This is a genomic window from Wolbachia endosymbiont (group B) of Pilophorus perplexus, from assembly GCF_964028155.1.
In the GTDB taxonomy this organism is placed as follows: domain Bacteria; phylum Pseudomonadota; class Alphaproteobacteria; order Rickettsiales; family Anaplasmataceae; genus Wolbachia.
On the sequence record NZ_OZ034754.1, the window covers coordinates 544,572 to 568,889 of the forward strand.

16 protein-coding genes, 1 tRNA gene and 1 pseudogene are annotated in these 24,318 nt (G+C 35.4%); 3 read left to right on the forward strand and 15 right to left on the reverse strand.

The window, feature by feature from the left end; translation table 11 throughout:
* Positions 1-6 precede the first annotated feature (6 nt).
* The 9 genes and pseudogenes from ltrA (ABWU28_RS02890) to ABWU28_RS02930 all read right to left on the reverse strand — a co-directional run bounded on the left by ltrA (ABWU28_RS02890) (position 7) and on the right by ABWU28_RS02930 (position 10,022).
* Positions 7-1,308 carry a group II intron reverse transcriptase/maturase gene (gene ltrA, locus ABWU28_RS02890; RefSeq protein WP_353274935.1) on the reverse strand — a complete coding sequence of 434 codons (1,302 nt, stop codon included), beginning with the start codon at positions 1,306-1,308 and terminating at the stop codon, positions 7-9.
* A gap of 26 nt (positions 1,309-1,334) precedes the next feature.
* On the reverse strand, positions 1,335-1,721 hold the full coding sequence (locus ABWU28_RS02895; RefSeq protein ID WP_353274937.1) for a hypothetical protein: 387 nt from the start codon (positions 1,719-1,721) through the stop codon (positions 1,335-1,337).
* Between the two features lie 393 nt (positions 1,722-2,114).
* Complete coding sequence (locus ABWU28_RS02900; RefSeq protein ID WP_264684816.1) at positions 2,115-2,975, reverse strand: hypothetical protein; 861 nt, start codon at positions 2,973-2,975, stop codon at positions 2,115-2,117.
* Positions 2,976-3,124: 149 nt separating this feature from the next.
* Entirely contained in the window at positions 3,125-4,270 is a 1,146-nt protein-coding gene (locus tag ABWU28_RS02905; RefSeq protein ID WP_353275595.1) for a hypothetical protein, read from the reverse strand.
* Positions 4,271-4,358: 88 nt separating this feature from the next.
* A pseudogene (locus tag ABWU28_RS02910) lies at positions 4,359-6,002 on the reverse strand (glycoside hydrolase TIM-barrel-like domain-containing protein); the annotation flags it as partial.
* Complete coding sequence (locus tag ABWU28_RS02915; protein ID WP_353275597.1) at positions 5,963-6,118, reverse strand: hypothetical protein; 156 nt, start codon at positions 6,116-6,118, stop codon at positions 5,963-5,965. The pseudogene ABWU28_RS02910 and the gene ABWU28_RS02915, both read right to left, overlap by 40 nt.
* Positions 6,119-6,129: 11 nt before the next feature.
* Positions 6,130-7,431: a group II intron reverse transcriptase/maturase gene (gene ltrA, locus ABWU28_RS02920; protein WP_353274935.1), complete on the reverse strand. Its 1,302-nt coding sequence runs from the start codon at positions 7,429-7,431 to the stop codon at positions 6,130-6,132.
* A gap of 26 nt (positions 7,432-7,457) precedes the next feature.
* Positions 7,458-7,844 carry a hypothetical protein gene (locus tag ABWU28_RS02925; RefSeq protein WP_353274937.1) on the reverse strand — a complete coding sequence of 129 codons (387 nt, stop codon included), beginning with the start codon at positions 7,842-7,844 and terminating at the stop codon, positions 7,458-7,460.
* Positions 7,845-8,036: 192 nt separating this feature from the next.
* Entirely contained in the window at positions 8,037-10,022 is a 1,986-nt protein-coding gene (locus ABWU28_RS02930) for an AAA family ATPase (protein WP_353275599.1), read from the reverse strand.
* A 286-nt stretch (positions 10,023-10,308) separates the two neighbouring features.
* Between ABWU28_RS02930 and ABWU28_RS02935 the strand changes: the two genes are divergently transcribed.
* On the forward strand, positions 10,309-11,229 hold the full coding sequence (locus tag ABWU28_RS02935) for a ribose-phosphate diphosphokinase (RefSeq protein ID WP_353275601.1): 921 nt from the start codon (positions 10,309-10,311) through the stop codon (positions 11,227-11,229).
* Positions 11,219-11,572, forward strand: coding sequence for an Asp-tRNA(Asn)/Glu-tRNA(Gln) amidotransferase subunit GatC (gene gatC / locus ABWU28_RS02940; protein ID WP_052264736.1), 354 nt, complete (start codon positions 11,219-11,221; stop codon positions 11,570-11,572). Before ABWU28_RS02935 ends, gatC begins: the two co-directional genes overlap by 11 nt.
* A 38-nt stretch (positions 11,573-11,610) precedes the next feature.
* Here gatC and ABWU28_RS02945 read toward each other — a convergent pair whose 3' ends face one another.
* The 6 genes from ABWU28_RS02945 to ABWU28_RS02970 all read right to left on the reverse strand — a co-directional run bounded on the left by ABWU28_RS02945 (position 11,611) and on the right by ABWU28_RS02970 (position 21,405).
* Entirely contained in the window at positions 11,611-12,867 is a 1,257-nt protein-coding gene (locus ABWU28_RS02945; protein ID WP_264376885.1) for a Tol-Pal system protein TolB, read from the reverse strand.
* Positions 12,868-13,019: 152 nt separating this feature from the next.
* A complete protein-coding gene (locus tag ABWU28_RS02950; protein ID WP_213863789.1) occupies positions 13,020-13,976 on the reverse strand; it encodes an IS5 family transposase in 957 nt (318 codons plus the stop codon).
* Positions 13,977-14,411: 435 nt separating this feature from the next.
* Positions 14,412-16,046 carry a ribonuclease J gene (locus ABWU28_RS02955; RefSeq protein ID WP_265025060.1) on the reverse strand — a complete coding sequence of 545 codons (1,635 nt, stop codon included), beginning with the start codon at positions 16,044-16,046 and terminating at the stop codon, positions 14,412-14,414.
* Positions 16,047-16,214: 168 nt separating this feature from the next.
* A complete protein-coding gene (gene dnaJ / locus ABWU28_RS02960; RefSeq protein ID WP_214303429.1) occupies positions 16,215-17,333 on the reverse strand; it encodes a molecular chaperone DnaJ in 1,119 nt (372 codons plus the stop codon).
* 82 nt (positions 17,334-17,415) lie between these two features.
* Positions 17,416-17,493 (reverse strand) — tRNA-Arg (locus ABWU28_RS02965).
* A gap of 852 nt (positions 17,494-18,345) precedes the next feature.
* Positions 18,346-21,405, reverse strand: coding sequence for a phosphoribosylformylglycinamidine synthase subunit PurL (locus ABWU28_RS02970; protein WP_264376773.1), 3,060 nt, complete (start codon positions 21,403-21,405; stop codon positions 18,346-18,348).
* A gap of 108 nt (positions 21,406-21,513) precedes the next feature.
* On the opposite strand from ABWU28_RS02970, the gene ABWU28_RS02975 reads away from it, so the two are divergent.
* A complete protein-coding gene (locus tag ABWU28_RS02975) occupies positions 21,514-24,180 on the forward strand; it encodes a PD-(D/E)XK nuclease family protein (protein ID WP_353275715.1) in 2,667 nt (888 codons plus the stop codon).
* The last annotated feature ends 138 nt before the right edge of the window (positions 24,181-24,318 follow it).

Consider the following 24,318-nt stretch of genomic DNA (forward strand, 5'->3'; position numbering starts at 1 on the left):
TCCCTCTTATGCATATAAAGAAAAATGTATTTTTGGCTTTGGTAATGGATTTACTTCTACGTAGTGTACAAACTGTTCCCAGGTCATACTCTTTTTCTGACTACGCCGATTTATCCATTTAAATGCTAGCTTTCTTACTGATGTGTAAAATTGTTTCAAACACCAATAATTTCCGCTAATACCAAAGTAGTTATAGTGTCCTGTTAATTTAGCCTTCAGTACTTGCCACCAAGCTTTAAGTCGAATACTTCCGCGGACTATTTTCAACCACTCCTTGATTTCTTTTAGTTTTCTGGCTAGATTTAACTTTGAGGTTTTATGTCCCATTATTAATCTACCACGACGACTTTTTGCACCATAGTGCGTAAACCCCAGAAAATTGAAACTTTCCGTCCTTCGTTTCTCTCTTATCGCTTGTTGCCACTCCCTCTTGCCAAACTTTACTACTCTGGTCTTGTTTTCAGATACTTCCAACCCAAATTTATTTAGCCTTTGTTTCAGTAATTCCAGAAATTCTTCCGCGTCTACCTTACTTTCGCAACAAACCACAAAATCGTCGCAAAACCTTATTAGTTGTATATATCCTCTGGATCTTGGTTTAAATTTCTTTTCTATCCATAAATCCAACACATAATGTAAGTATATATTTGCTAATACAGGACTTACTATACCACCTTGGGGTGTACCTTGTTTTGTTGCTTCATAATTTCCAGCTTCGACTATCCCTGCCTTGAGAAACCGCTTTACTAACCACCGCAAATTTGGGTCAGTTATTCGTTCCCTTAGACATCTCATTAGCCATTTATGCTGTATATTATCGTAGAACTTCTTGATATCCACTTCTACAATGTAGTTTATTGGCTTGTACATAACTGCTTTATCTAGTGCATTTACCGCTTGATGACAGTTTCTTCCAGGTCGAAATCCATATGAGCTGTCCAGAAAGTTTGCCTCGTAAATATTTTCTAGTATCTTCTTCAGCATAATCTGTACTAATTTATCCTCGGTCGATGGTATTCCGAGTCCGCGTTTCTCTTTACTTCCAGCTTTCGGTATATATACCCTCTTTACTGGTTGTGGTTGATATTGCTTCCTCTTCATACTTTCTACTAGCACTTCGAGTTTCTCATTCAGATTTTCTCCGTATGATTCCACTGTTATCTGGTCTACTCCACAAGCCTTGTTACGCTTCAGTTCTTTATAACATCTCGCAAGATTCTCTGTATTTATCAGATGGACTAACGATGTGAATTTTAGTCGCTTATCTTGCTTTGCTCTTACTGCTATCTGGTTTAGTTTATTTTGCATGTTATTCCAACCTCCGTTGTATTGGCCTAGCAATCCCTATTCCAGTTACTATATTGCTGATCGCTTCCCCTTGTACGTGGCTTTCCCACATTCTGAGTACTATCAATCAGTCCGACTTCCCCTGCATCTTCCGCTAGTTCTTGCCTTTGTTGACTTGTTCCAGCGTACCTTTGTAGGAATGCATAGGATCTCCCAAGTTCACTTGAAGTCCATTTCAATACATGGCACGGTCTCAGATCCCGATAGAGTGAGTGATAACTTGCCTTTACGCTATCCTTCATGCTGTCTTCCATGGCCATGAAAATGTCGACCTCTATGTCTTCAGGTATTTCGGAACTCAATCCCTTCACTTTCGTTGTACCCTGCATTGTCCATCCCACTAGCTCTATTACACTCGTTACCTCATGCAACATAGTGGTCTGTTCCAAACTGTTGGCTAGACTTTGTTTGTGTTGGATTTTCACCAACTGTTCTCCAAGCACTTCTTGGCGCACCATTGTTTTACCTCACAACATTCACGGCATAATAAAACATTAGTAAAAAAATTCAACCAATTGCTTTCACATTCTTTTAAAAGAAGACAATTTTATTGGCATCCGTTCAGCAGAGTGATAGAATCAGTTAGACGAGAAAAGAAAACTATAGGGTCAATTTGTGACACTAAAATCCAGAAAATTTAATTTCAAACCAGCACTTTCTTCCTTGTCATTCCAGCACGTGACCAGTTCTTATTGCCTGCTCTGGACCCCAGTGTTAGCTACTTGAATAACAATAAAGGGAGTCCTCATTCCCCTAAACAAATACTTTTATTGTGCTTTGCGCTTCAAGCCATTGACGGCATATACATCTGGCTCATCTATCACCTTCAGTGGCTTGCCAAGGTTGTGCTCTATGTTTATATTATGCTCAGAATCATACTCTATCCTTGTATCAAACTTAAAGCCCAATTTCTCGCAGAGCTTTTTAAAGTATTCAACAAGCTTATTAATAATATCAGTAAGCTTATCAAGCAGACTGTCATCGCCAGCTTTGTAGTCTTTTAACTCTTTAGGGATTGTAAGCAACACTTTACCATCTTCATATGTCACATTTCCATCCTTACATTTTAGTTTAAACTCTGCTGAACAGGATAAATTGCATTTTATAATCAGACCATTATCAAAGACACATTTAGTTCTTTGACTAAAACTGAACTTTAAACAATCAGGTTTATCACAATCCATACCAATTGTTTGTTCTCTTTCATTACCTAGTATCAACAAATCAAACGGATTAAGAGCACTCTGCTGCTGATAACACAAACAACTAGAATATCCTGCCTGATTATAGTTAGTTATCAACTCTTCAATAATAGAGTTATTGGGAGTTGCTGCACCAACATGTTCGAACATTTCTATAAAAACTCGTTTGAGAAATGGACGATAGTTGTTCTGTCCATTTTCACCTTCTAAAATCATACCCCTATTATCTGAGAATAGTGTATTGATAAAATCATTAGTTATTACTTGCCCATTAATAGTAAGGTTTTGTTCTCTTTTAAGATCAATACATGTTAAATAACCAGAACTTATGTTATCCTCGTTTTCTGGTTCTATTGGAGCTTTTAAATCTTTATATTTTAGCTCTTTTACTTTAGATTTCAACGTATTAATTACTTTTCTTGACATGTTACCCTCTATTACATTTATATTAATATTAGCAAATATTACGTTAATTGTCAATTATTTAGAATCTTTGTTTCCGTCATAAGTTAAAGTTTACAGCCTCTGCTTTAAAGAACTTTCTGTTTTAAATATAGAAAGTTCTTTAATAACTGTTATGCAAGCGATAGATCTTCCATTGCTACCCTGTCTACTTCTGCTCCTTCCAGCTTATTATCTACTCGTTCACGGTATAGATCTTTTCCTTTCATCCAGGATACATCACTATTTACTAGACCCATAGAATAGTTACCATTGTTCTCTCCAAAAGCAAATGACTTCCATTTGCTTTCTTCTTGACCAATTAATTTATCATGCACTATCCTCACAACATTTCGTTGACCTAAATTTTCTCCAAATTGGGTAAGGAAGGGAAAAAAAGCTTGTTCATATAACGTCGCTATTCTACCATTGCTTAAATCTTCTACACACCTTTCTGCATACTCTTTCTGATTCTTCACTTCTTTGATAATCCTTTTTATTTCATCTTTCTCTTCTTCCTTTTTCATCTCTTCCTCTTTTTCAAGCATACTGATGCAATCACCTAGTTTAATTATAGCTGAAGGTAAATACTCTACTAATTTACCGCACATTTCTTTTTGACTTAGTATTTCACTTTTATACTTAGATAAGATATCAACTGCTATGCTTAAATCATTTATCGCAATTAAGTCATTATTTAACTGTGTATAAACGATTTTTCCACTATCGTTAATACCTACAACAATCGGTCCCAACAATATTCCCTCAGGGATTGTTATATCCTTCCCTATATGAGTGTCAATGGCTTTTAAAGAATCAAAGTCTATATATATTCCACCTTCATGTTCCGTAAACTGCTTTAAGAGTGCCAGAGCAACTAATCTAAAAGTATCTATTTCAACAGCAAAGTATGTTCTTTGTTCATCTGTCATGTTATACATATCTCTAAAGAAATCTTTGATACTAGTATCTTTACCATCTATCTTCCATCCTTGATCTATTTCGCTCCAGTCATACTGATGCAAGTCTATAACATGTACTCCTTCAATTCCTTTCAGTTCACATTTTAAATCATCTATTTGATTTTCTTTGAATCCAGGACCGTTGATAATCAAATATATATCCCTCTCTTCTTTATTTATTAATTTATGATTTTTTATTATATCTAAGTAATTAAGGTCACTGTTTTTACCATCAGGTAAAGATGCACCATGTACTCTTGGCACCCATGTTAGTATTATTGGCGCTTCATTTGATAATTTTTTTACATTACCGATCATTATTTTACCTTACTATATTGCTATATTTATAATATAGTGGATTTTTTAATAAAATGCAAGTAGACATTAAGATTTCACTTACGCTCTCTCAGTTTACAATTTTTGTTTCCGTATTATCTAATGAATCACCGTAAGTGACTGCCTTAAGATAAAACTTTCTCCCTTTTTGCACTTCAAAAGAAATTATTGAATCATCAAGTAGAATAAATTTTTCACCTGCAGTGTGTTCATATTTCTTAGTCCCTTCTTGACCTCTAATTAGGTTGCTAAGCTTATATTTATTTTTATCTATAAGCTTGGCATCTTGGAATTTTATTACCTCTTTTCCAACCAGCGCTAACACAGTTGGATTCATGACGTCTAGCTTACCAAAACGTAGCACTACTGTAATTCCCTCATCGGTAGATTCGATTACATATCCGTAAGTAGATTGTATATTTGCGCTCGCGATGGGCTTATAATTTTTATCATCATACGAAATAAAAAGTGTTGCTCCTTTCCAACCTTCCTCTTCACTAATTAAAGTAAAACTTGCGATATTACCTTTAATATGCGGTAAATCTATCATTTCTACGATAGATTTACTGATGTGAGAAGGAGGGTATTCTTTAAGCATAAGTGATCTTGTTGAAGGAAAGGAGAGCTTGTATATAGAGGGATCATAACCAACTCCCATTACTTGAATGGACATGCTTTCAAACTTTGTTTTTATAATTCTCATCGTATGTCTTTTCTCGCCATCTGAAATTGCTATGACATCACTTGGTAAAAGCCATGCATATTTTATCGGGAGCTTAAAGTTGTATACATTTCTCTCTTGCCACGAAGAATAAAGTAAAACTTCAGCTATATTTTGCGCCTCCCCTTCCTCCATAATGAGAGGTATTTCAACTGTTGCAGCATTGCCCTGCTTTGGCAGTTCAGCATATTTCACATCAATTGGATAGCCAAAATTGCGGTTAAAATAAACGATGTTAATCCTATTGTTTAAATCTAATTGACTAAGCTGTATCAGCTTGGGATTGTGATTGAAAACAGTTTCGTCAACTGGTATACCAGTTGTCACTCCCCTGCCCTTTTGAATAAATTTCAGTTTTGAGTTCTGTTCAACCACATCAAAAAAATAGCACCTTCGCAGCATTTTAATAATTGAGCGTACGGGTTGCTGATCATTTATTACATACCCAGATAGTAATCCTTTAACATCACTTGTATCAAACTGATCGCCTTTGAGACCTACCTTTTGCAACAGATCAGACAAAACATCGGAAACATTAAGTTGTGAAATTTTTCCCTGAATCCAGTGCCCGGTCTGCCAGTTATGGCAGTCAGCCCACATGTCACATAAATTGGGGAAATAAGGAAATGGCCTTGCATCCCACGCCCAGAGGAACATTTTCTCCACCATTTCTGAGCTTTGCCACTTTTTTAATGTTCCTTCGATTGCAGTTTTCTGCGAAAGAAAGCTCACCTCTCCGTTTGAGTATCGTGGATATTTACTCTCTATACTACCTTTATCAACAAACACATTGGGCTCATTAGTGCAGCCGTTCATACTGGGAAATCCATATTCGGTAAACCATATTTTCTTCATTTTTGGTTGCCATTTTGTTTTACTACCACCTGGATTTACATGAACTTCACTCCACCATTTCTCGATATTTTTCCACGCATATTCGCTGTCATTATACTTTATTTTCTCAGGATCACTTTTTGAGTAATCGTAAAAATAATGTTCGGTAGAAGCTGTAGCTTTACTCCTCTCGTTTGAGTTTTATTACTACAACTCCCCCTAAAGAACCGTGCTTGCAGATTTCCCGCACACGGCTCATCAATATTAGTTTTCACAGTCGTCCCTCTTATGCATATAAAGAAAAATGTATTTTTGGCTTTGGTAATGGATTTACTTCTACGTAGTGTACAAACTGTTCCCAGGTCATACTCTTTTTCTGACTACGCCGATTTATCCATTTAAATGCTAGCTTTCTTACTGATGTGTAAAATTGTTTCAAACACCAATAATTTCCGCTAATACCAAAGTAGTTATAGTGTCCTGTTAATTTAGCCTTCAGTACTTGCCACCAAGCTTTAAGTCGAATACTTCCGCGGACTATTTTCAACCACTCCTTGATTTCTTTTAGTTTTCTGGCTAGATTTAACTTTGAGGTTTTATGTCCCATTATTAATCTACCACGACGACTTTTTGCACCATAGTGCGTAAACCCCAGAAAATTGAAACTTTCCGTCCTTCGTTTCTCTCTTATCGCTTGTTGCCACTCCCTCTTGCCAAACTTTACTACTCTGGTCTTGTTTTCAGATACTTCCAACCCAAATTTATTTAGCCTTTGTTTCAGTAATTCCAGAAATTCTTCCGCGTCTACCTTACTTTCGCAACAAACCACAAAATCGTCGCAAAACCTTATTAGTTGTATATATCCTCTGGATCTTGGTTTAAATTTCTTTTCTATCCATAAATCCAACACATAATGTAAGTATATATTTGCTAATACAGGACTTACTATACCACCTTGGGGTGTACCTTGTTTTGTTGCTTCATAATTTCCAGCTTCGACTATCCCTGCCTTGAGAAACCGCTTTACTAACCACCGCAAATTTGGGTCAGTTATTCGTTCCCTTAGACATCTCATTAGCCATTTATGCTGTATATTATCGTAGAACTTCTTGATATCCACTTCTACAATGTAGTTTATTGGCTTGTACATAACTGCTTTATCTAGTGCATTTACCGCTTGATGACAGTTTCTTCCAGGTCGAAATCCATATGAGCTGTCCAGAAAGTTTGCCTCGTAAATATTTTCTAGTATCTTCTTCAGCATAATCTGTACTAATTTATCCTCGGTCGATGGTATTCCGAGTCCGCGTTTCTCTTTACTTCCAGCTTTCGGTATATATACCCTCTTTACTGGTTGTGGTTGATATTGCTTCCTCTTCATACTTTCTACTAGCACTTCGAGTTTCTCATTCAGATTTTCTCCGTATGATTCCACTGTTATCTGGTCTACTCCACAAGCCTTGTTACGCTTCAGTTCTTTATAACATCTCGCAAGATTCTCTGTATTTATCAGATGGACTAACGATGTGAATTTTAGTCGCTTATCTTGCTTTGCTCTTACTGCTATCTGGTTTAGTTTATTTTGCATGTTATTCCAACCTCCGTTGTATTGGCCTAGCAATCCCTATTCCAGTTACTATATTGCTGATCGCTTCCCCTTGTACGTGGCTTTCCCACATTCTGAGTACTATCAATCAGTCCGACTTCCCCTGCATCTTCCGCTAGTTCTTGCCTTTGTTGACTTGTTCCAGCGTACCTTTGTAGGAATGCATAGGATCTCCCAAGTTCACTTGAAGTCCATTTCAATACATGGCACGGTCTCAGATCCCGATAGAGTGAGTGATAACTTGCCTTTACGCTATCCTTCATGCTGTCTTCCATGGCCATGAAAATGTCGACCTCTATGTCTTCAGGTATTTCGGAACTCAATCCCTTCACTTTCGTTGTACCCTGCATTGTCCATCCCACTAGCTCTATTACACTCGTTACCTCATGCAACATAGTGGTCTGTTCCAAACTGTTGGCTAGACTTTGTTTGTGTTGGATTTTCACCAACTGTTCTCCAAGCACTTCTTGGCGCACCAAAAACTACCTCACTCTACACTTCTACTATTTTCTTCAATTTAAGCTACAGTACCAGCAAGAACTTTTTAACTTGCCAAACAGGTACAAATTTAAAAGCCTAAAAACTATCTAAGCAACTATAAGATTAGTAGTTTGATCGATTTCGACATTACTAAGTGTTGTATTTGCCTTATACAAACAGTAACATCCTGCTGCAAGAAAAATTAATGCAGCTACAGCGAATGAAAGACACATTGCTAAATGAAACATTGTCAAACTTGCACCAACAGCAGATGCTCCAGATAATACAAAAGAAATAGAGGCGTAACTACCTTGCCTTTTACTATTGTTGCTTGCTCCTAAGAATTTTTCATATTTACTATTTAGCTCTTTATTTTTACCTTCAAATTGTTCTTGTAGATTTTCAACACGATTCTCTAGTATCCTTTCATGTTTCTTGAGTTCGGTTGTTACCATACTCTCTAATTGAGTATATTTTTCAGTGATAGTCTTTAGATTATCCTTTAATTGAGTGTATTCTTCAGTACATTGAGTTACTTTAATTAAGTCTTTCCTTACAGAATCTAGGCCCTGTTCTAAGTTACTGCTCATAGAGTCAAGTTCTTCAAATCTTTCCTCACGTTCTTCCTGTAGCGCATTAATTTTAGTTTGTATATCATTAAGTAATTTAGTCACTTTAGCCAACTGTTGAGTAACTACAACATCTGAACTACTATTTGCAGAGCTGTGACTTTTTACATTATCTGCATTATAAAGAGAACTATTAAGTGATTCTAGACCACCATTAACTTGCTCACTTTCAGGCCCTTGAGGTTTCTTCTTCTTAATTGCCTTAATGAAGTGATCCGTGTTAATAGTGATTTTTTCTTCTTTAGAAGAATATATAATATCCCATGCTGTCTGATTTATTAAATATTCTAACTCAGCTCCCGAGAAACCATCAGTTTCATTTGCAAGCTTTTTAGTATCTACTGTAACTTCCAAACCTTCAGTATTTCTGAATTTTTCTATATACAAGTTCAATATCTTCTCACGCTGGGTCTTACCTGGCAAAGGAATTTCAATATGATTAGAGAGACGGCCTGGCCTAATAAACGCGCTGTCTAAAACTTCTCTACGATTAGTTGCAGCAATTACTGTTACACCTTCTAGTGGGTTGAAACCATCGAGCTCGGTTAAAAACTGATTCACAAGGCTGTTGCATGATTGAGCATGACTAGAACTACCACCGCTACCACGTTCTGTAGCAATACAATCAATTTCATCTATAAAAATTATACAAGGAGCATTTGCTCTTGCCTTTTTAAAAATTTCTCTTACGTACTTTTCACCTTCACCAATATACGATTTCAGAAATTCAGATGCAGAAACACTAATAAACTTTGCATTAGCTTGACATGCAATTGCACGAGCAATTTGGGTTTTACCATTTCCGGGTGGACCATAAAAAAGATAGCCTTTTTCTGCTTTGTAACCTGTCTTTTGAAGTAATGCTTTATTTTTTTCTGGAATAATATCAAGGATCTTATTTAGCTCCTTTTTTAAGCTTTTTGGAATTATAATATCATCAAGTGTTGTTTTACTTTCCGATTGAGTTGGATCAAAAATTTCTATTGAAGAGTTACTTTGTGTGAATTTATTTATAAAACTATCCATTATTCTAAAATTTTCTATACCTTTAACATTAACTTCTTTAAGATCAGCTAAAGCTTTTGCTCCTTCACCACCAATTTCGTTCGAACTTAAATCAAGTTGAGTAAGGTTTGCAAGATTACCATTAGCTAAAGCTTCTGCTCCTTCATCACCAATATTGTTCCAACTTAAATCAAGTTGAGTAAGGTTTGCAAGATTACCATTAGCTAAAGCTTTTGCTCCTTCACCACCAATTTTGTTCCAACTTAAATCAAGTTGAGTAAGGTTTGCAAGATTACCATTAGCTAAAGCTTTTGCTCCTTCATCACCAATATAACAGCTTTTTAAACTAAGCTTTGTAATACTAAGATTGCTCTGTAAAAATTTTACTAATTTACTTATGTCTATTGTTTTTAGATACAACTTAAGAGAGTCGCCTTGAACAAATTTACTAAAATCCATTTCGTTTCTCCATTAAATATATAGATATTTTAGCCTATATTTTAATAATTGTCAAATTTTTAATAAATCTAATGAAAAATTATAGAAAATGCTTAGCATCACAAAAAATTTACTTTATTTTTAAGTAGAAAAATAGTACGTACCTTTGTGAAAACGAGTTGCATGATAAGAAAGCTGGTGAAATGTTTCGAGTAACTTTTTCGTTTCTATGATCCACTTGGCGGCAAGAATAAAGTTTTAATCGTTCCATGGTTTCTGTATAATTTTCAAAACTTAATTGGTATATATGAAGGTAATAATAGGTAGCGCTAGTAAACGATTAGGAGATTCAATAGCAAGTGGGCTAAATGCTCAGCTATTCCCCAATCAGGTGTCAAGATTTGCCGATGGTGAGGTAAATGTAGAAGTAGCAAATGATCTACGTAATCAAGAAGTATATATAGTACAATCTCTTTCTTCCCCTGTAAATGATAACCTTATGGAGCTTCTGCTTACAATTGATGCAGCAAAGAGATCTGGAGCCAAGAGAATAACAGCTATTATTCCTTATTACGGATACAGTAGGCAGGATAGGGTTATTAAAAACAATAATATGCAATCTGCTTTAAGTGCTAAATTAACTGCAAATCTTATTCAAACAGCTGGTGCAAACAGTGTTGCTGCTATTGATTTGCATTCAAGTCAAATTGAAGGTTTTTTTGATATATCAGTTACTAATTTAAACTGTTTTAAAGTATTTGTTAACTCTATATACAAGGAGAATTTGGCAATAGTTGCGCCTGATGTTGGAGCAATTGGCAGAGCTCGTACTTTTGCAAAGATTTTAGAGGAAAAACACAAGTTGGATAATGATATTGTTGTAGTAGATAAATATAGAGAAAAAGCAGGTACATCTGAGGTAATGAATGTAATCGGAGAAGTTGCAAACAAAAATTGCGTCATTGTTGATGATATAGTTGACTCTGGCGGAACATTATGTAATGCAGCTCTTGCTTTAAAAAACCGAGGAGCAAAGTCTGTAGTTTCATGCATTACACATGGAATACTTTCAGGAAATGCAGTTGAGAAAATCTCTTCCTCTTCTCTGGATAAATTAGTAATTACGGACACCGTATTTCACAAATTTGAAAAAAATGATAAGATAGAGGTTGTTTCAATTGCAAATATTTTAATTTGCTTTATGCAAGGAGGTAAAAGTGCCAGCTAGATCAACAGAAGATGTTATCACTTCGTTAATAGAATTTGCAAATAAGAGAAAAATAACAATTACTAAGGAAGAAATGCTTAAAACTGCACAGCTTGTGAGGATTAAGTTATCCGATGATGAGATTAAATACTACTCAAAAGAACTGACAATGCTGGATTGGATACATGATACTTTGTTGAAAGTTAATACTGAAGGTGTTTCTCCTATGCGTTATGGAACTATAGATAAGGATGTCCATGTACGCGATGATATTATAAATTCTCAAAACATTAAAGAAGAAATATTATCCAATACAAAATCAGAGCATGGGTATTTCGTAGTACCGAAGGTTATAAACGATTAAGATAAAGCAAGATTTATAACGATTTTATAGATCTACTTTCAGAAATAAGACCAATCTGGTAAAGAAGCATTCGTTGGAGTAAAAACCATTTTTTGATTTTTCTTTACTAAATCTACTAAATATAATTTAGAGTTGCTTGGTGATTCTGCGTTAGTAAAGATAATTTCTCTGCCATTTGGTAGCCATGCCGGAGATTCAATTTTATGTCCCTCTGAAAGCAAGCGCTCTTCTTTGCCATCTGGCTTCATAACTCCTATGTAAAATTTTCCTGACTGAATTTTTGTAAAAGCTATCAGATCTCCTTTTGGCGACCAAACAGGTGTAGCATATCTTCCATTTCCAAAACTAATTCTCTTGGGTTTTTTGCTTTTTTTAGTGAAATCTATGATATATAGTTGCTGACTTCCACTTATATCAGAACTAAAAACCATGTACTTTTGATCTGGAGACAAAGAGGGAGAAGTACTTATAGCTGAACCTTTAGTAATTTTTTTTGTTCGTTTACTGCTTAAGTCTAGAGATAATATATTTGTTTCACCACTCAATGAGTGGGAAATAAAAAGAGATTTACCATCAGGAGAAAATCTTGGTGCAGAAATAACTCCTTCAAATGCGCTGATTATTGATTCAGTGTTATCTTTTAAATTTTTTAATATTATATAACTTTTACCATTTGTGTATGAGATATAAACAATACCCTTTCCATTTGGTGAAAATCTTGGTGTTGACACAAATTTCTCACCATTTGTTAAGTACTTTATATTACTTCCATCTTGATTCATCACAGCAATTTTACGGACGGATTTGTAATTGCTATCTTTTTCTTCAGCGATATATGTAATTTTTGTATTGAAATGCCCTTTCTCACCAATCAATCTATCATGTATCACATCTGAAACAAGATGACTAATTTTCCTCCAGTCTTTTGCTAGAAAAACAACCGACTGAGTAAGTAATTCTCTGTTTGTAAAGCTGTCAGATAAACGAAAAGATAGCTCTAAATTTCTGTTTGATACTTCACTTAAACTTATTGTGACTACAGTATCGCTTTTCCAAGACTCAACTTTCGCGTCACGTTTCACATTAAATAAGCCACAATTAGATAGATTTGTTTCAATTACTTTTGTGATGCTTTCACTTAGCTCATTTTCCACTTCTGTCTTGCATGCACATTTAGATACAACAAGATCAATATTACCAATATTGCTTTTTTTTATATCAACATATAAAACAGCTTTTGTGGAATAAGGAATAAATAACGAAATAAATAACACCAGTTGAACGAATAGCTTCATTAGATTTCTTGCATTACCTCCTTTCATCTCAGCAAATAGCTTACTTTTGAAGTTAAACTGCATGACAGTAGAGTAAATCAATTTCTGCAGTACTTGACACTGGAATGGCTTTGTTGCACAGCTCTTCGGATAGTGGGTAATGTATAATAAATTCATGAAGCTATATCAAACTTAGCCATGCCTATTTCAGTAAATTTGTTAAGCAAATAACACTTGAGTAGCAGTTCCTTCTCACGATTAATCTCAGATTTATTCCTAAAACTAAATCCAAATATTTGCTTCAGTCGCGAGAAAAAACTTTCTATATAAGATCTCTTCCAATAATTTATCTCTTTTTTCCACCTCTTCATACCATCTTCATCATATGACTTTATGAGCTTGATTGTAGAATTTCTCTCATTCATATAATCCAACTTTGGATGCTCTACTGCATTATTTTGCGGAGGAATCCTTGTCTTTATGTCAAGCTCATCGCACAGTTTGTATAACTTCTTTCGATTATATGCCCTATCTGCATATATCGTGCTTATGTTATACTTGGTATCCACTCTTTCAATAAGATCACAGGCTCCATAGTGGTCGGAATAAACTCCACTACTGTATTTTGCAGCTATAACTTTTTTACTACCTATCTCTAGCATTACATGTAGCTTTCTTGTTTGCTCATAGCGGCGATACTTTCTATCTGTACCATTTGCCTTACTATGGCCTGGAATATTATTGTAGATGCTGATACCTGTACTATCTATAGCAATTTCAATATCTTCCATATCGTTCTTATCAACTCTGCAGTCGTTGATTTTGATATTAAGCTTTTTAAACCTTCTTGAAGCCTGCGAATAGCTGATAATTTGCAAAATTTTCCCTATTTGCTCAAGATATTTCTCTATAAATCCCACTGTTTGCCTAAGACCAATCCTGAATAGATAGGTTATTATGTGAATTAGAATCACTACTTTGTCGCTGTAGACATTGTTGCCACCTGCTACTTTTGGACTATTTTCGTACCAATTTTCAATGGCATCGTTGATATAATGAAAAACATTTCCCCTTTCTTGAAGAAATTTGTTATATTCATTGCAGTTACTGACTTTCATTCTTATTGGCATATTTTTCCTTTGTCGGCTAAATATCTATTTTATAACAAATTCCATCAGTAACTGCCTGTTCTTTCCTTGAGTGGTGCAACAAAGCCCACTGGAATCCAGAAATTTGACTGCAAGTAAGTGCACTGAGGTGGCAAGCATAAAAGTAGCTGTTTTATTCTAAAATAAACGTCTTTGACAAGGTTGCATGAAAAACTGGATTCCAGTGTCAGAGCACTGGGATGACACTCTACTGGTGGAGATTGCTCTAAAACTACAATGTTTGCCTGGGCGTTGAGATGGCACCCTTCTGGTAGATTCAAATCACAATGTTTGTATAGTTGTGTGATCTGACACTGATTTTTTTTTACGGATTCCAGTATTGCATGCTGAAATAACATCAAAGAATACATTGTTAACTTCTTACTCAAATAATGGTTAATAAAAAGAGGTATATTTCTATACCTGTTCTATTTGGACTTCAATTATAGGTCTTTTTAGTAAATATTCCTTTAAGATACTAAATATTGAACTTTCAATCTTATTTCTTATTTTTTTTATCGGTTGTGGACTAAATGCTGACTCAACCTTCTCTATGATCTTTTGCATAATGGCTGCATCTTTTTGCGCTTCGAAAACACCAGGTGCAAATACTTTTGGCTTAGCAAGCAGTTTATTTTTCTTGTTTACAACTGCTGTCACTACGATAGCTCCGGCATCTCTCATTCTCTCACGCATTTTTATAACGCTGCATTCTGGATGACGGAGTAACATACCATCAATACCAAAGTAGTTGACATCAATGGAGCTAACTTTTTCCCCATTTTCCAAATTAACAATATCACCTGGTGCAATCATTATTGCTTTTTTCACACCGCACTCTTTAGCAAACTTTACATGTGCATCCGTATGAATATACTCACCATGAACCGGAATAGACATCTTAGGTTTTATCAAAGAATACATTTCCCTTAGCTCTGCTTTTACTGGATGACCGGAAGCATGAACATTCTCTGTTTTTTCAGTAATAACTTCCACTCCCATCTCAATAAAGGCATTGAGCATGTTATGTGCACGAGTTTCATTGCCAGGAATGATTTTTGATGAAAAGATCATGGTATCACCTTGCTGCATTTTAAATGCTTGATGACTCTTAGCGGCAAGTCTTGCGGTAGCTGCCAGTGGCTCACCTTGACAACCTGTGCAAAGTAGCACCAGCTTTTCCCTTGGAAAATTTACTGCCTCCTTTGCTTCTAGAAACTCAGGAGAATCAGTTAAATAACCACTATCCTGAGCAACTTTCACTATTCTCCATAAAGATCTGCCAAGTAAAACCACTTTTCTATTTAGTGCTTTTGCAGCTTGGCTTATTGTTTCAATTCGCGCCACATTCGAGGCAAATAGCGAGACAGCAACCAATTTTTTAGACCGCTTTATTATATTGTAAATATTATTATAAATTGCACTTTCTGACTCAGGGTGATGCTTGCTTAATATATTAGTTGAATCGCAAATTGCTGCAAGTAGATCACCTTTATCGCCAATTTCTTTTAAACGCTCTATATTAGAAATTAATCCAACAACAGGTTTTGGATCAAATTTCCAGTCTCCAGTATGAAGTGCACTACCTACTTCAGTGCTAATTAATATTGAATTTGCTTCAGGAATTGAGTGAGTTACATTTATAAACTCAACGGTAAAAGGACCCAAATTTATACTGCCATTTATGTCAACCTCTTTCACAGGTACTATACCTTCTAATCGAAATTCCTTCAATTTTTCTTTGAGAAAATTAACCGTAAACTTTGTTGTATATATGGGACATTCTAATTCTTCCCACAGATGAGGCACTGCACCGCAGTGGTCTTCATGTGCATGTGTAATTATTATTCCAAGCAAATCTTTTTTTCTTTGAGCAATAAAATCTACATCAGCAATGAGCAGCTCAACACCTGGCATAGTTTCATCTGCAAAACCGATACCAAGGTCGATCATAATCCACTTACCTTGATAATGATATAGGCTAACGTTCATCCCAATTCTTCCTACTCCTCCAAGAGGAAGAAATAAAAACTCATTTTTGTTTATGTTCATTAATTTTAAATTATTAAAATGTGAGAATAGCAAAACTTCGACCTTAAATAAAGGAATTTATCACTTTTGCATAACTTAAAAAATCTTTTCACTAAAAGAGAAGGCTTTCAAATTGGTAAAAAGAATTAAATGTAGACAGCTACCTCTTTATATCACTTAGCAAATTTCTCACTTTTTTTTTACTTTTCCAAAGAATCCTTCAGATTTCTGCTCTACACTTTCATGTTCCTCTTCCTCAAGCGCTTTTAATAGCTCAATCTGCTTTTGGGTTAAATTCTTTGGATTTAAAGTCTCAACTATTACCTGTACGTATAAATCACCACGAGCATGTGAGTTCATATATGGCATACCCTTTTCCCTACAACGTAGTTTGGTACCAGTTTGAGTGCCTTCAGGGACCTTTACTTTTATTTTAGCTCCATCAATTGATTGAATATCGATTTCACCACCAAGTACTGCTAGTGTCATTCTTATAGGCACTTTACAGTGTAAATCTGCTCTATTGCGAGTGAAGATCTGATGAGTAGCTATTTTCACACATACGTATAAATCTCCGCTTTTTCCACCTCTTGCTCCAGCTTCTCCTTTACCACTGACCCTTACCTTAGCTCCTTCTTCTATGCCTTTTGGAATTGAAACGGAGATATTTACTTCATCTCTTTTACGTCCACTTCCACCGCATTTCTTACATTTATTTTGTATTATTTCTCCTTCCCCATAGCATGTAGTACACGTTCTTTCAATGGTAAAAAAGCCCTGTTGAGTTCTAATTCTACCGCTTCCCTGGCATGTGTTGCACTGAACTGGTTTGATTGCTCCTTCGCTACCTGTGCCTTGGCATGTATTACATTTTATATTTGTCACATAATGTATAGGTGCTTGTATTCCTTTAAATGCATCTTCCAAGGTAATTTTAAGGTCGTAGCGCAGATCTGCTCCAGATACTCCTGTTGTATTTCTTTTTGTTCTTGACCTACTTGTACTGCCGCCGAATCCTCCACCAAAAAAATCGTTAAATATATCACTAAAATCCCCTCCAGCTTGGCTGAAATCAAATCCACCGGAAGCACCATCGTGACCATAACGATCATAACCTGCTCTTTTTTCAGAGTCAGATAGAACTTCATATGCAGCTGTTACTTCTTTAAATTTTTCCTCTGCTTCCTTATTACCAGGATTTCTGTCAGGATGATATTTTAATGCTAGTTTTTTATATGCTTTTTTTATCTCGTCAGTACTAGCATTTCTGCTCACTTCTAGCAGATCATAGTAGTCTTTTTTGTTCATATATAATAGCTCAGTATTTTACCTTTAAAGATAGGTATTACATATATGAATTTCAAGTATGACCTCTATTTCCTATAAAATATGGTGCACCCTGAGCGACTTGAACGCCCGACCTTTTGATCCGTAGTCAAATGCTCTAATCCAACTGAGCTAAGGGTGCTTGCACAAAGCTGACTTTAACAGATTTTATAGCTTATTTCAATTGGTTTAGCTAAAAATAAAACTCTTATCATGTATGAAACCTGTAAAAAATTGTACTAGCTCTCTTAAAGGATAACTTAAGTTAACAGTTTCCAATTACTTTGATTTTAGAACCGCTATCCGAATAAGAGCTTTTCACATTATACTGCCAAGCTGCTAACAAATAGCGGAATGACGGTTATAGTTAAATCTAAACTATTTTGGCTATATCAGAAGACGGGTTATGCAGAAACCTTAAAATACTTCTTGCTTGCCAAGGAGAATAAATACATTCCTACAAACAAGCAGATACTCAATATCGATGCATAGGAAAACTTGAAAATTAAATCTTTAATATATATTGATAAGCATTTACCTGCAGAAATTTTGTATAGTAGTCCAACACAAATAATCGTACTATCAATGACCGATGCTATAATTAAAGTGATGAAATTTGCCATATGAAAATTCAATTTCGACTTTAATTCTTCAAAAACAACTATGCTTGAGAGAAGAGAGATTAAAATTGGAGTATATAGAACCAGTATCATAAAACTAAAATTTTGCAATTTAAAAAGACAGCATATCACTGTACACACTATTAAGCTGTAAGTAGCTTTGCTTCTACCATAAAACTCAACCATTGAGTTTACAACTAAAGTAGCTCCCACAAATAAGGCAGCACATATCATTAATTTATTTGAAGTGTTAAGTAAAGAAAGACTGATAAGCAAGAGTATTGATAAAATGGACATAATCACCTACCCAAATTTAATAATATGCATTTATTTTAATCAGACATTACACATAATGAAAAATTTGTCTAGCGTAATCAAAAGTTATTTAAACTAGTACCTAAGTCTTTCAAATCTATTCTTATAATATCCTTTATATTGAGAGCTTTCTCCTCTGTCACTTTTCCAATACATGAAAAAACTATACCTTTAAACAATTCTTCAAACTTCCGCTGATTTTGCGGGGCAATGGTTACTAATATTCTACTTTGCGATTCAGAAAACATTATTATCTTGTTTATTATGTCTGTATTTTGTGTTTTTCCTATTGGTACTAGTGAAAGATCAATTTCAGCACCAAGGTCTCCTGCAATTAGCGATTTTGCCAAAGCAATAATTAAGCCGCCTAAGTTTGGTGCAATTGCAGAGACAATTATGCCATCTTTTATTGCCTGGTTGTAACGTTCATACAACTTCCTAGCGCTCTTTGCATTAACTTTTGGCACGTTGTTATTATCTATTCCACTATATAACTGATATTCAGATCTACCAAGCTCATCGTGGGTTGTACCAAGCACATATATCAAGTCCCCTGGCATTTTCACATCAAGCGATACCGCATTTTCAATATTGTCTATAATTCCAATTGCTGAAATGAGTAGTGAAGGTGGTGCAGATATCATCACTTTCTCGCCATTTTCATCATATCCCTTGAAGTCATTGAACATACTGTCTTTTCCGGATATGAATGGTGTTTTAAATGCAGTTGCAAAGTCGTAACAAGCCTCTGCAGCTCTCTTTAGTTGCCACAATCTTTCTGGATTATAAGCATCACACCAGCAAAAATTATCGAGCAACGCTAGATGATTTATATTTCCTCCTGCAGCTACGTAGTTGCGTATGGCAGTGTCAATCGCACATGCTGCCATGTGATAAGTGTCAATTTCTCCATAACTTGAGCCAAATCCCTGCGATTTTACAACACCTTTGTTTGAAGAAAGGACTGGCCTCGAGACAACAGCTTCGCTGCACACTCTTCCCTTGCCTTGCAGTGGTTTCAGTATTGACGATCCTTGAACCTCATGGTCATATTGCACCACTATAAACTCTTTGCTGCGTATGTTTGGTCTGCTTAGCATTTCTTTTAGTTCAAAGGTGTCATGCAAGTAGCTGAGACTGGAATCCATTTCACGCTCAGCTCTACCATCGTATGGGTTTTGGCGTAAAATGTTTGCAGGCTTTACCTGCTGGATCCCAGTGTCAAGCACTGGGATGACAGGAAAGGATACAGCAGACTCCTTAGACCACGGTTTCGTCTGTAAATGCACTTTGGGATTACCGTCATGCAGAAATTCAGTTTCGATGTCCATTATTACTTCTCCTGGGGGACATTTAACAACGGCTTTGCCACTTTTGTTGAATTCTCCAATTACACAGACCTCCACATCATGTGTTTTCATGATTTGCTTAAACGCAGGAAGATTTTCTTCTGGCACTGCTAAGGTCATTCTCTCTTGTGATTCTGATATCCATATTTCCCACGGAGCCATACCATCGTTTTTAAGGAGAACCTTGCTCAAATCAACTTCAAATCCGTCTTTTCCCATTTCACCAATGGACGATGATAGACCGCCTGCTCCATTATCCGTTATTGCATTATAAAGACCAAGATCTCTTGCTTTTACGACGGCGTTGGATAATTTTTTTTGTGTTATAGGATCACCAATTTGCACAATTGTTGAAGGGCTGTTTCCCGACAATGCCTCTGAAGAAAAAGTTGCACCGTGAATTCCGTCCCTTCCAACTCTTCCACCAATAATTACGATTTTATCACCGTTTTTGGGTTCTTTTATGTGTGAAGGTGCATTATTTATATTCCGTGGAATAATTCCGATGCTTCCAACAAAAACTAATGGCTTTCCACAGAATCTATCGTCAAAGTATACCGATCCAAGTTGCGTTGGAATACCGGAGCAATTACCAGCAACATTAACACCGTGAATCACTTCTTTCATTATATATTTTGGTGGTAAGATCTCATCAGTACGCTCTTTATCTCTATAAAGTTTGCCTTTTGATTCTTTGGCAAAGCAAAAGTAATAAGTATTCATGATAGGTTCTGCACCTTTGCCAAAACCGACTATATCTCGATTAACTCCAAGCACTCCAGTCATTGCTCCACCGAACGGATCGAGAGCTGAAGGACTATTGTGAGTTTCAACTTTATCTACAATCAAGTAATCGTCATCAAAAATTATTCCTCCTGCGTTGTCGGAGAAAACTGACACGCATATGTTAGAATTTATCTCACGCGTTGCACGCTTAATATAATGAGCATATAGACCATCTTTTATTTCATCAATAGGGGAGCAAAAAATATTGTGTTTACAATGTTCAGACCAAGTCTGTGCCAGAGACTCAAGTTCAATATCATATGGATTTCTACCGAGTTTTTTAAAGTAATCCTTTATAGCTTTCATTGCTGCCAGCGAGAGCCCTAAAGTGCCATTACCATCGATTCCATCTCTGCTGATTTTTTCAAGCTCTTGGTCACTTACATTGAGTTTGACAGATTTTGCTCCATTATTACCTGGTGTCATCCCAGTGCTTGACACTGGAATCCATTCTTTTTTTTCCTGGTCACGCGCTGTAATGACACCAACTGGGGTATTTTGTTTACTGTAATACTTCCAATGGCAATTGCCGTTTTCTTTATGGAAAAGTGTGCAATATTCAGTAATAGGATTGAATTCCTGTTTTATGTCATCTTCGGTTGGAAAACCTCCTTGACTTAGAATCAATTTTGAACTTCTTGCCTTGATAGAAACACTTTCATCAATGTGGCGTTTGCTCATTAGATATTCTCTAACAATTTGTTTTGCCGTGTTTCCTACGTTATCGGTCATGCCAGGTAAAAAGCTTATCTCCAAGCCCCACTTTGCTTGTGATTCTATGAAGTTATATTGAACTTCTTCAAGGTTTTCATTGTAGGAATAATAACGGCAGTCTTGTATGGCTTTATTATAAAATAGCCCACAAATTTCTTCATGTAATTTTGATGGTAATTCTTTGCTTATGTAAATCAAGTAAACATTAACTACCCTTCTGCGGCTAACTTGTTCACATTTATTAAAAACTTCTATTCTGATGTTTGCCATGTAATATTGTGAAAGACTTTAATATATCATAGCATAAGAAACTGCGAGCACATTTATATTTTAAATAATTTCTATACAATAAAAGTGTTGTATTAATTGTTACTGTTAGTGGGAAGAGTTTTTACTGTTAATGTGAATGAGTCCCTTTTTGATGTGCTGGTTCAGCACATATTTTCTGAATATGAAAGAGAAAAAATTCCCGAGATAAAGATCATACTTCCCTGCAAGAGGGATGTTATAGCATTGCTGAGTGCATTCAAGAATTACAGAACTATAATTTTGCCAGAGATAGTTTCACTAGAAAACATTGATGAAGAAGATTTAATATTAAATCTTGATAGAGTTAAAGTTATCAACCCAACAAAAAGAACACTGCTACTCATTCAATTTATATTGGAGTGGAATAAAAAAAACAATGATAATTTTCCAATCGATCTGGTTTACAGTTTGCCGTCATTGCTTCAATATACCCAAATAGAGGGTGATTATCAACTTGATGAGCACTCAAAAAAAGTAGGGAATTTCATAAATTTACTTATCAAAACTTGGAGTAAAACTTTAAAAGGTTTGGGAGTAATAGATATACTAAAGCATAAGAATGACTACATAAACAATATGATAAACTTCCTGCAGAAAGATCAGCATATGATCTTTATTGGAATTGGAAAGGGTGAAATCTACAAGTTATTGATTAAGGCTATATATGACCTGCCATTTGGAAAGATAATTCTACCTAACCTGAATTTGAAAATGAACGAAAAAGATTGGAAATCACTTGATAAAAAACACTATCAACATTGCCTGAAAGATTTACTCGATTATTTAAAAGTGGATAGAAGGGATGTTAGTTTTCTGTCAGAAGCGTGTTCTGGTGTCATCCCAGTGTCAAGCACTGGGATGACAGAAGAAAGGGCTGGGATAACAGGAAGTCCTGAGGAATATCTTGATTATATCTTCGATACAACTGCTGATCTAAGTGAAGTTGGTGGCGGATCAATTGAAAATATTGAAGTCATCACTTGTGATTCAAGGGAGGAAGAAGCACAAGTGACGTCACTAATTATAAAGAATGAAGGTTATGAAAACGCTTCTTTGTTTGTCTTTGATAAATTACTTGCAGATCGTATGGCGTGTACCATATCGGAAAACTATTCTTATGTGACGCTTCTGCTTTATAGTATTGAGATTTTGAACTCAAAATGGAACGGTGTGGCATTGCTTTCTCTTCTTAAACATAGGCTAGTGACTTTTGGTTACGCTCAAGAAGAGTACACTCGTATTTTATCTGAGTTTGAGATAGAAGTATTGCGTAGCTTTAATACAAATGGTCTTAAGGATATTATTAACGCTATTAATACTTGTAAAAAGCTAAGACATAAAGAAGATATATTAATTATTATCAGTAAGTTAAAGATTATATTTAATCCTTTACTGTATCTTGTAAATTATCCCATTTTTGATGTGGCATCAGCTCATTTGCAGTGTGTTAATGTCCTTTCTAATATCAATTTTTTAGAGCTAAATGGTGAAATAGGTAATTTTACTCGTGATTTCTTAAATGCATGTGAAGATGTAGCAATAAAATGCTCCTTAGAGTTATATAGCCAAATCCTGATATTATTTTTAAAAAGGAAGTTTTTTTCTCCAGAAAATAACTTTGATAAATTTAGCTTATATCAAAATAAAGTTGTAATACTTGCTGGATTTAATGATATACCAAATTTTCAGAATCCGTTTTTGAGTGCACTGAATAGAGAAAAATTTAACCTTCCTTCTGTGCAAGAAGAGCAAGGGTACTTTTTGTATACTTTGCGCAATTTATTTGGTGCCGGCAAGGTTTATATTACGAGGCTAGTGAGTGATAGAAAATCAATTCTATTGCGCCGTTTGGAAGTTCTGTTACAAGAACCAAAATATCCTTATCGCAATTGGCTAAGAATATTAAATACACCTGAGTGCATTGTTTCATGTACTCAGCCTATGCCAAAACCTCAAGCCAAAGTCAGAGAAGAAAAAATGCAAGTGATGTCTTGCAGTGCGGTAGAAAAACTGATTCGTAACCCTTATTCATTTTATGTTGAATACATACTGAACCTTAGACAGTTGAAAGACTTAAATTTTAAGCCATCGATATTGGAGTTTGGCACTATGGTACACAATATTCTTGCAAGATATTTACGCAACGAAAAGTCGCTGATGAGTATTGCACGAGAAATATTCTCGTCTAATCGATTCCACTTTTCAAATATGTGGTGGGTAAGGTTGCAGAGGATAATTCAATCTTTTGTTGAGTTTGATAGGACTGGAAACAATCATGTCGAGTTAGAAAAGGAGTTTTCCTATCCAGTATTTCATGATCAGTGTCAAGCTACTCGAGTGATAGAAGAAATTTCACTGACAGCAAGATGCGATCGAGTTGAGTATCTACCAAGTGGGCAAGTAGCAATTATAGACTATAAACTTGGTTCACCCCCTTCCAATGAGGAAGTTATGTCAGGATTTTTCCCGCAATTAATTTTACAAGCTTTAGCCGTGGAATACACAACAAAAAAAGAAGTCTCGGAGCTTGCTTATTGGAAACTTGATTATGATAAAATAAAGGTTATTGCTTTGAAAGATTATAGACAAAAAATGCATGAGTTTCAGAATACTCTACCAAATTTCTTATCTAATTATTTAAGAGATACTACTCCCTTCATTGCCTCTCCTTATTTTGATAAATTCCTGAGATTTAACAGCTACAAACAACTAGAAAGGATAGGGGAGTGGTTATAAATTATATCCCCTCTCATCCAGATCAAAATAGCTGGTTGTACAGCTGGTTTACTAAGTGCAGTAGGGGAATTACTAGATTGTGATATAGACTCATCTTTGCTAGACTCAAATAACCATAAAAAAACACTAAAAAGTGAT

Coding starts and splice junctions, on each gene's coding strand:
- ltrA (WP_353274935.1), bottom strand. CDS start 1,308: ATGCAAAATAAACTAAACCAGATAGCAGTAAGAGCAAAGCAAGATAAG.
- ABWU28_RS02895 (WP_353274937.1), bottom strand. CDS start 1,721: ATGTTGCATGAGGTAACGAGTGTAATAGAGCTAGTGGGATGGACAATG.
- ABWU28_RS02900 (WP_264684816.1), bottom strand. CDS start 2,975: ATGTCAAGAAAAGTAATTAATACGTTGAAATCTAAAGTAAAAGAGCTA.
- ABWU28_RS02905 (WP_353275595.1), bottom strand. CDS start 4,270: ATGATCGGTAATGTAAAAAAATTATCAAATGAAGCGCCAATAATACTA.
- ltrA (WP_353274935.1), bottom strand. CDS start 7,431: ATGCAAAATAAACTAAACCAGATAGCAGTAAGAGCAAAGCAAGATAAG.
- ABWU28_RS02925 (WP_353274937.1), bottom strand. CDS start 7,844: ATGTTGCATGAGGTAACGAGTGTAATAGAGCTAGTGGGATGGACAATG.
- ABWU28_RS02930 (WP_353275599.1), bottom strand. CDS start 10,022: ATGGATTTTAGTAAATTTGTTCAAGGCGACTCTCTTAAGTTGTATCTA.
- ABWU28_RS02935 (WP_353275601.1), top strand. CDS start 10,309: ATGAAGGTAATAATAGGTAGCGCTAGTAAACGATTAGGAGATTCAATA.
- ABWU28_RS02945 (WP_264376885.1), bottom strand. CDS start 12,867: ATGAAGCTATTCGTTCAACTGGTGTTATTTATTTCGTTATTTATTCCT.
- ABWU28_RS02950 (WP_213863789.1), bottom strand. CDS start 13,976: ATGCCAATAAGAATGAAAGTCAGTAACTGCAATGAATATAACAAATTT.
- ABWU28_RS02955 (WP_265025060.1), bottom strand. CDS start 16,046: ATGAACATAAACAAAAATGAGTTTTTATTTCTTCCTCTTGGAGGAGTA.
- dnaJ (WP_214303429.1), bottom strand. CDS start 17,333: ATGAACAAAAAAGACTACTATGATCTGCTAGAAGTGAGCAGAAATGCT.
- ABWU28_RS02970 (WP_264376773.1), bottom strand. CDS start 21,405: ATGGCAAACATCAGAATAGAAGTTTTTAATAAATGTGAACAAGTTAGC.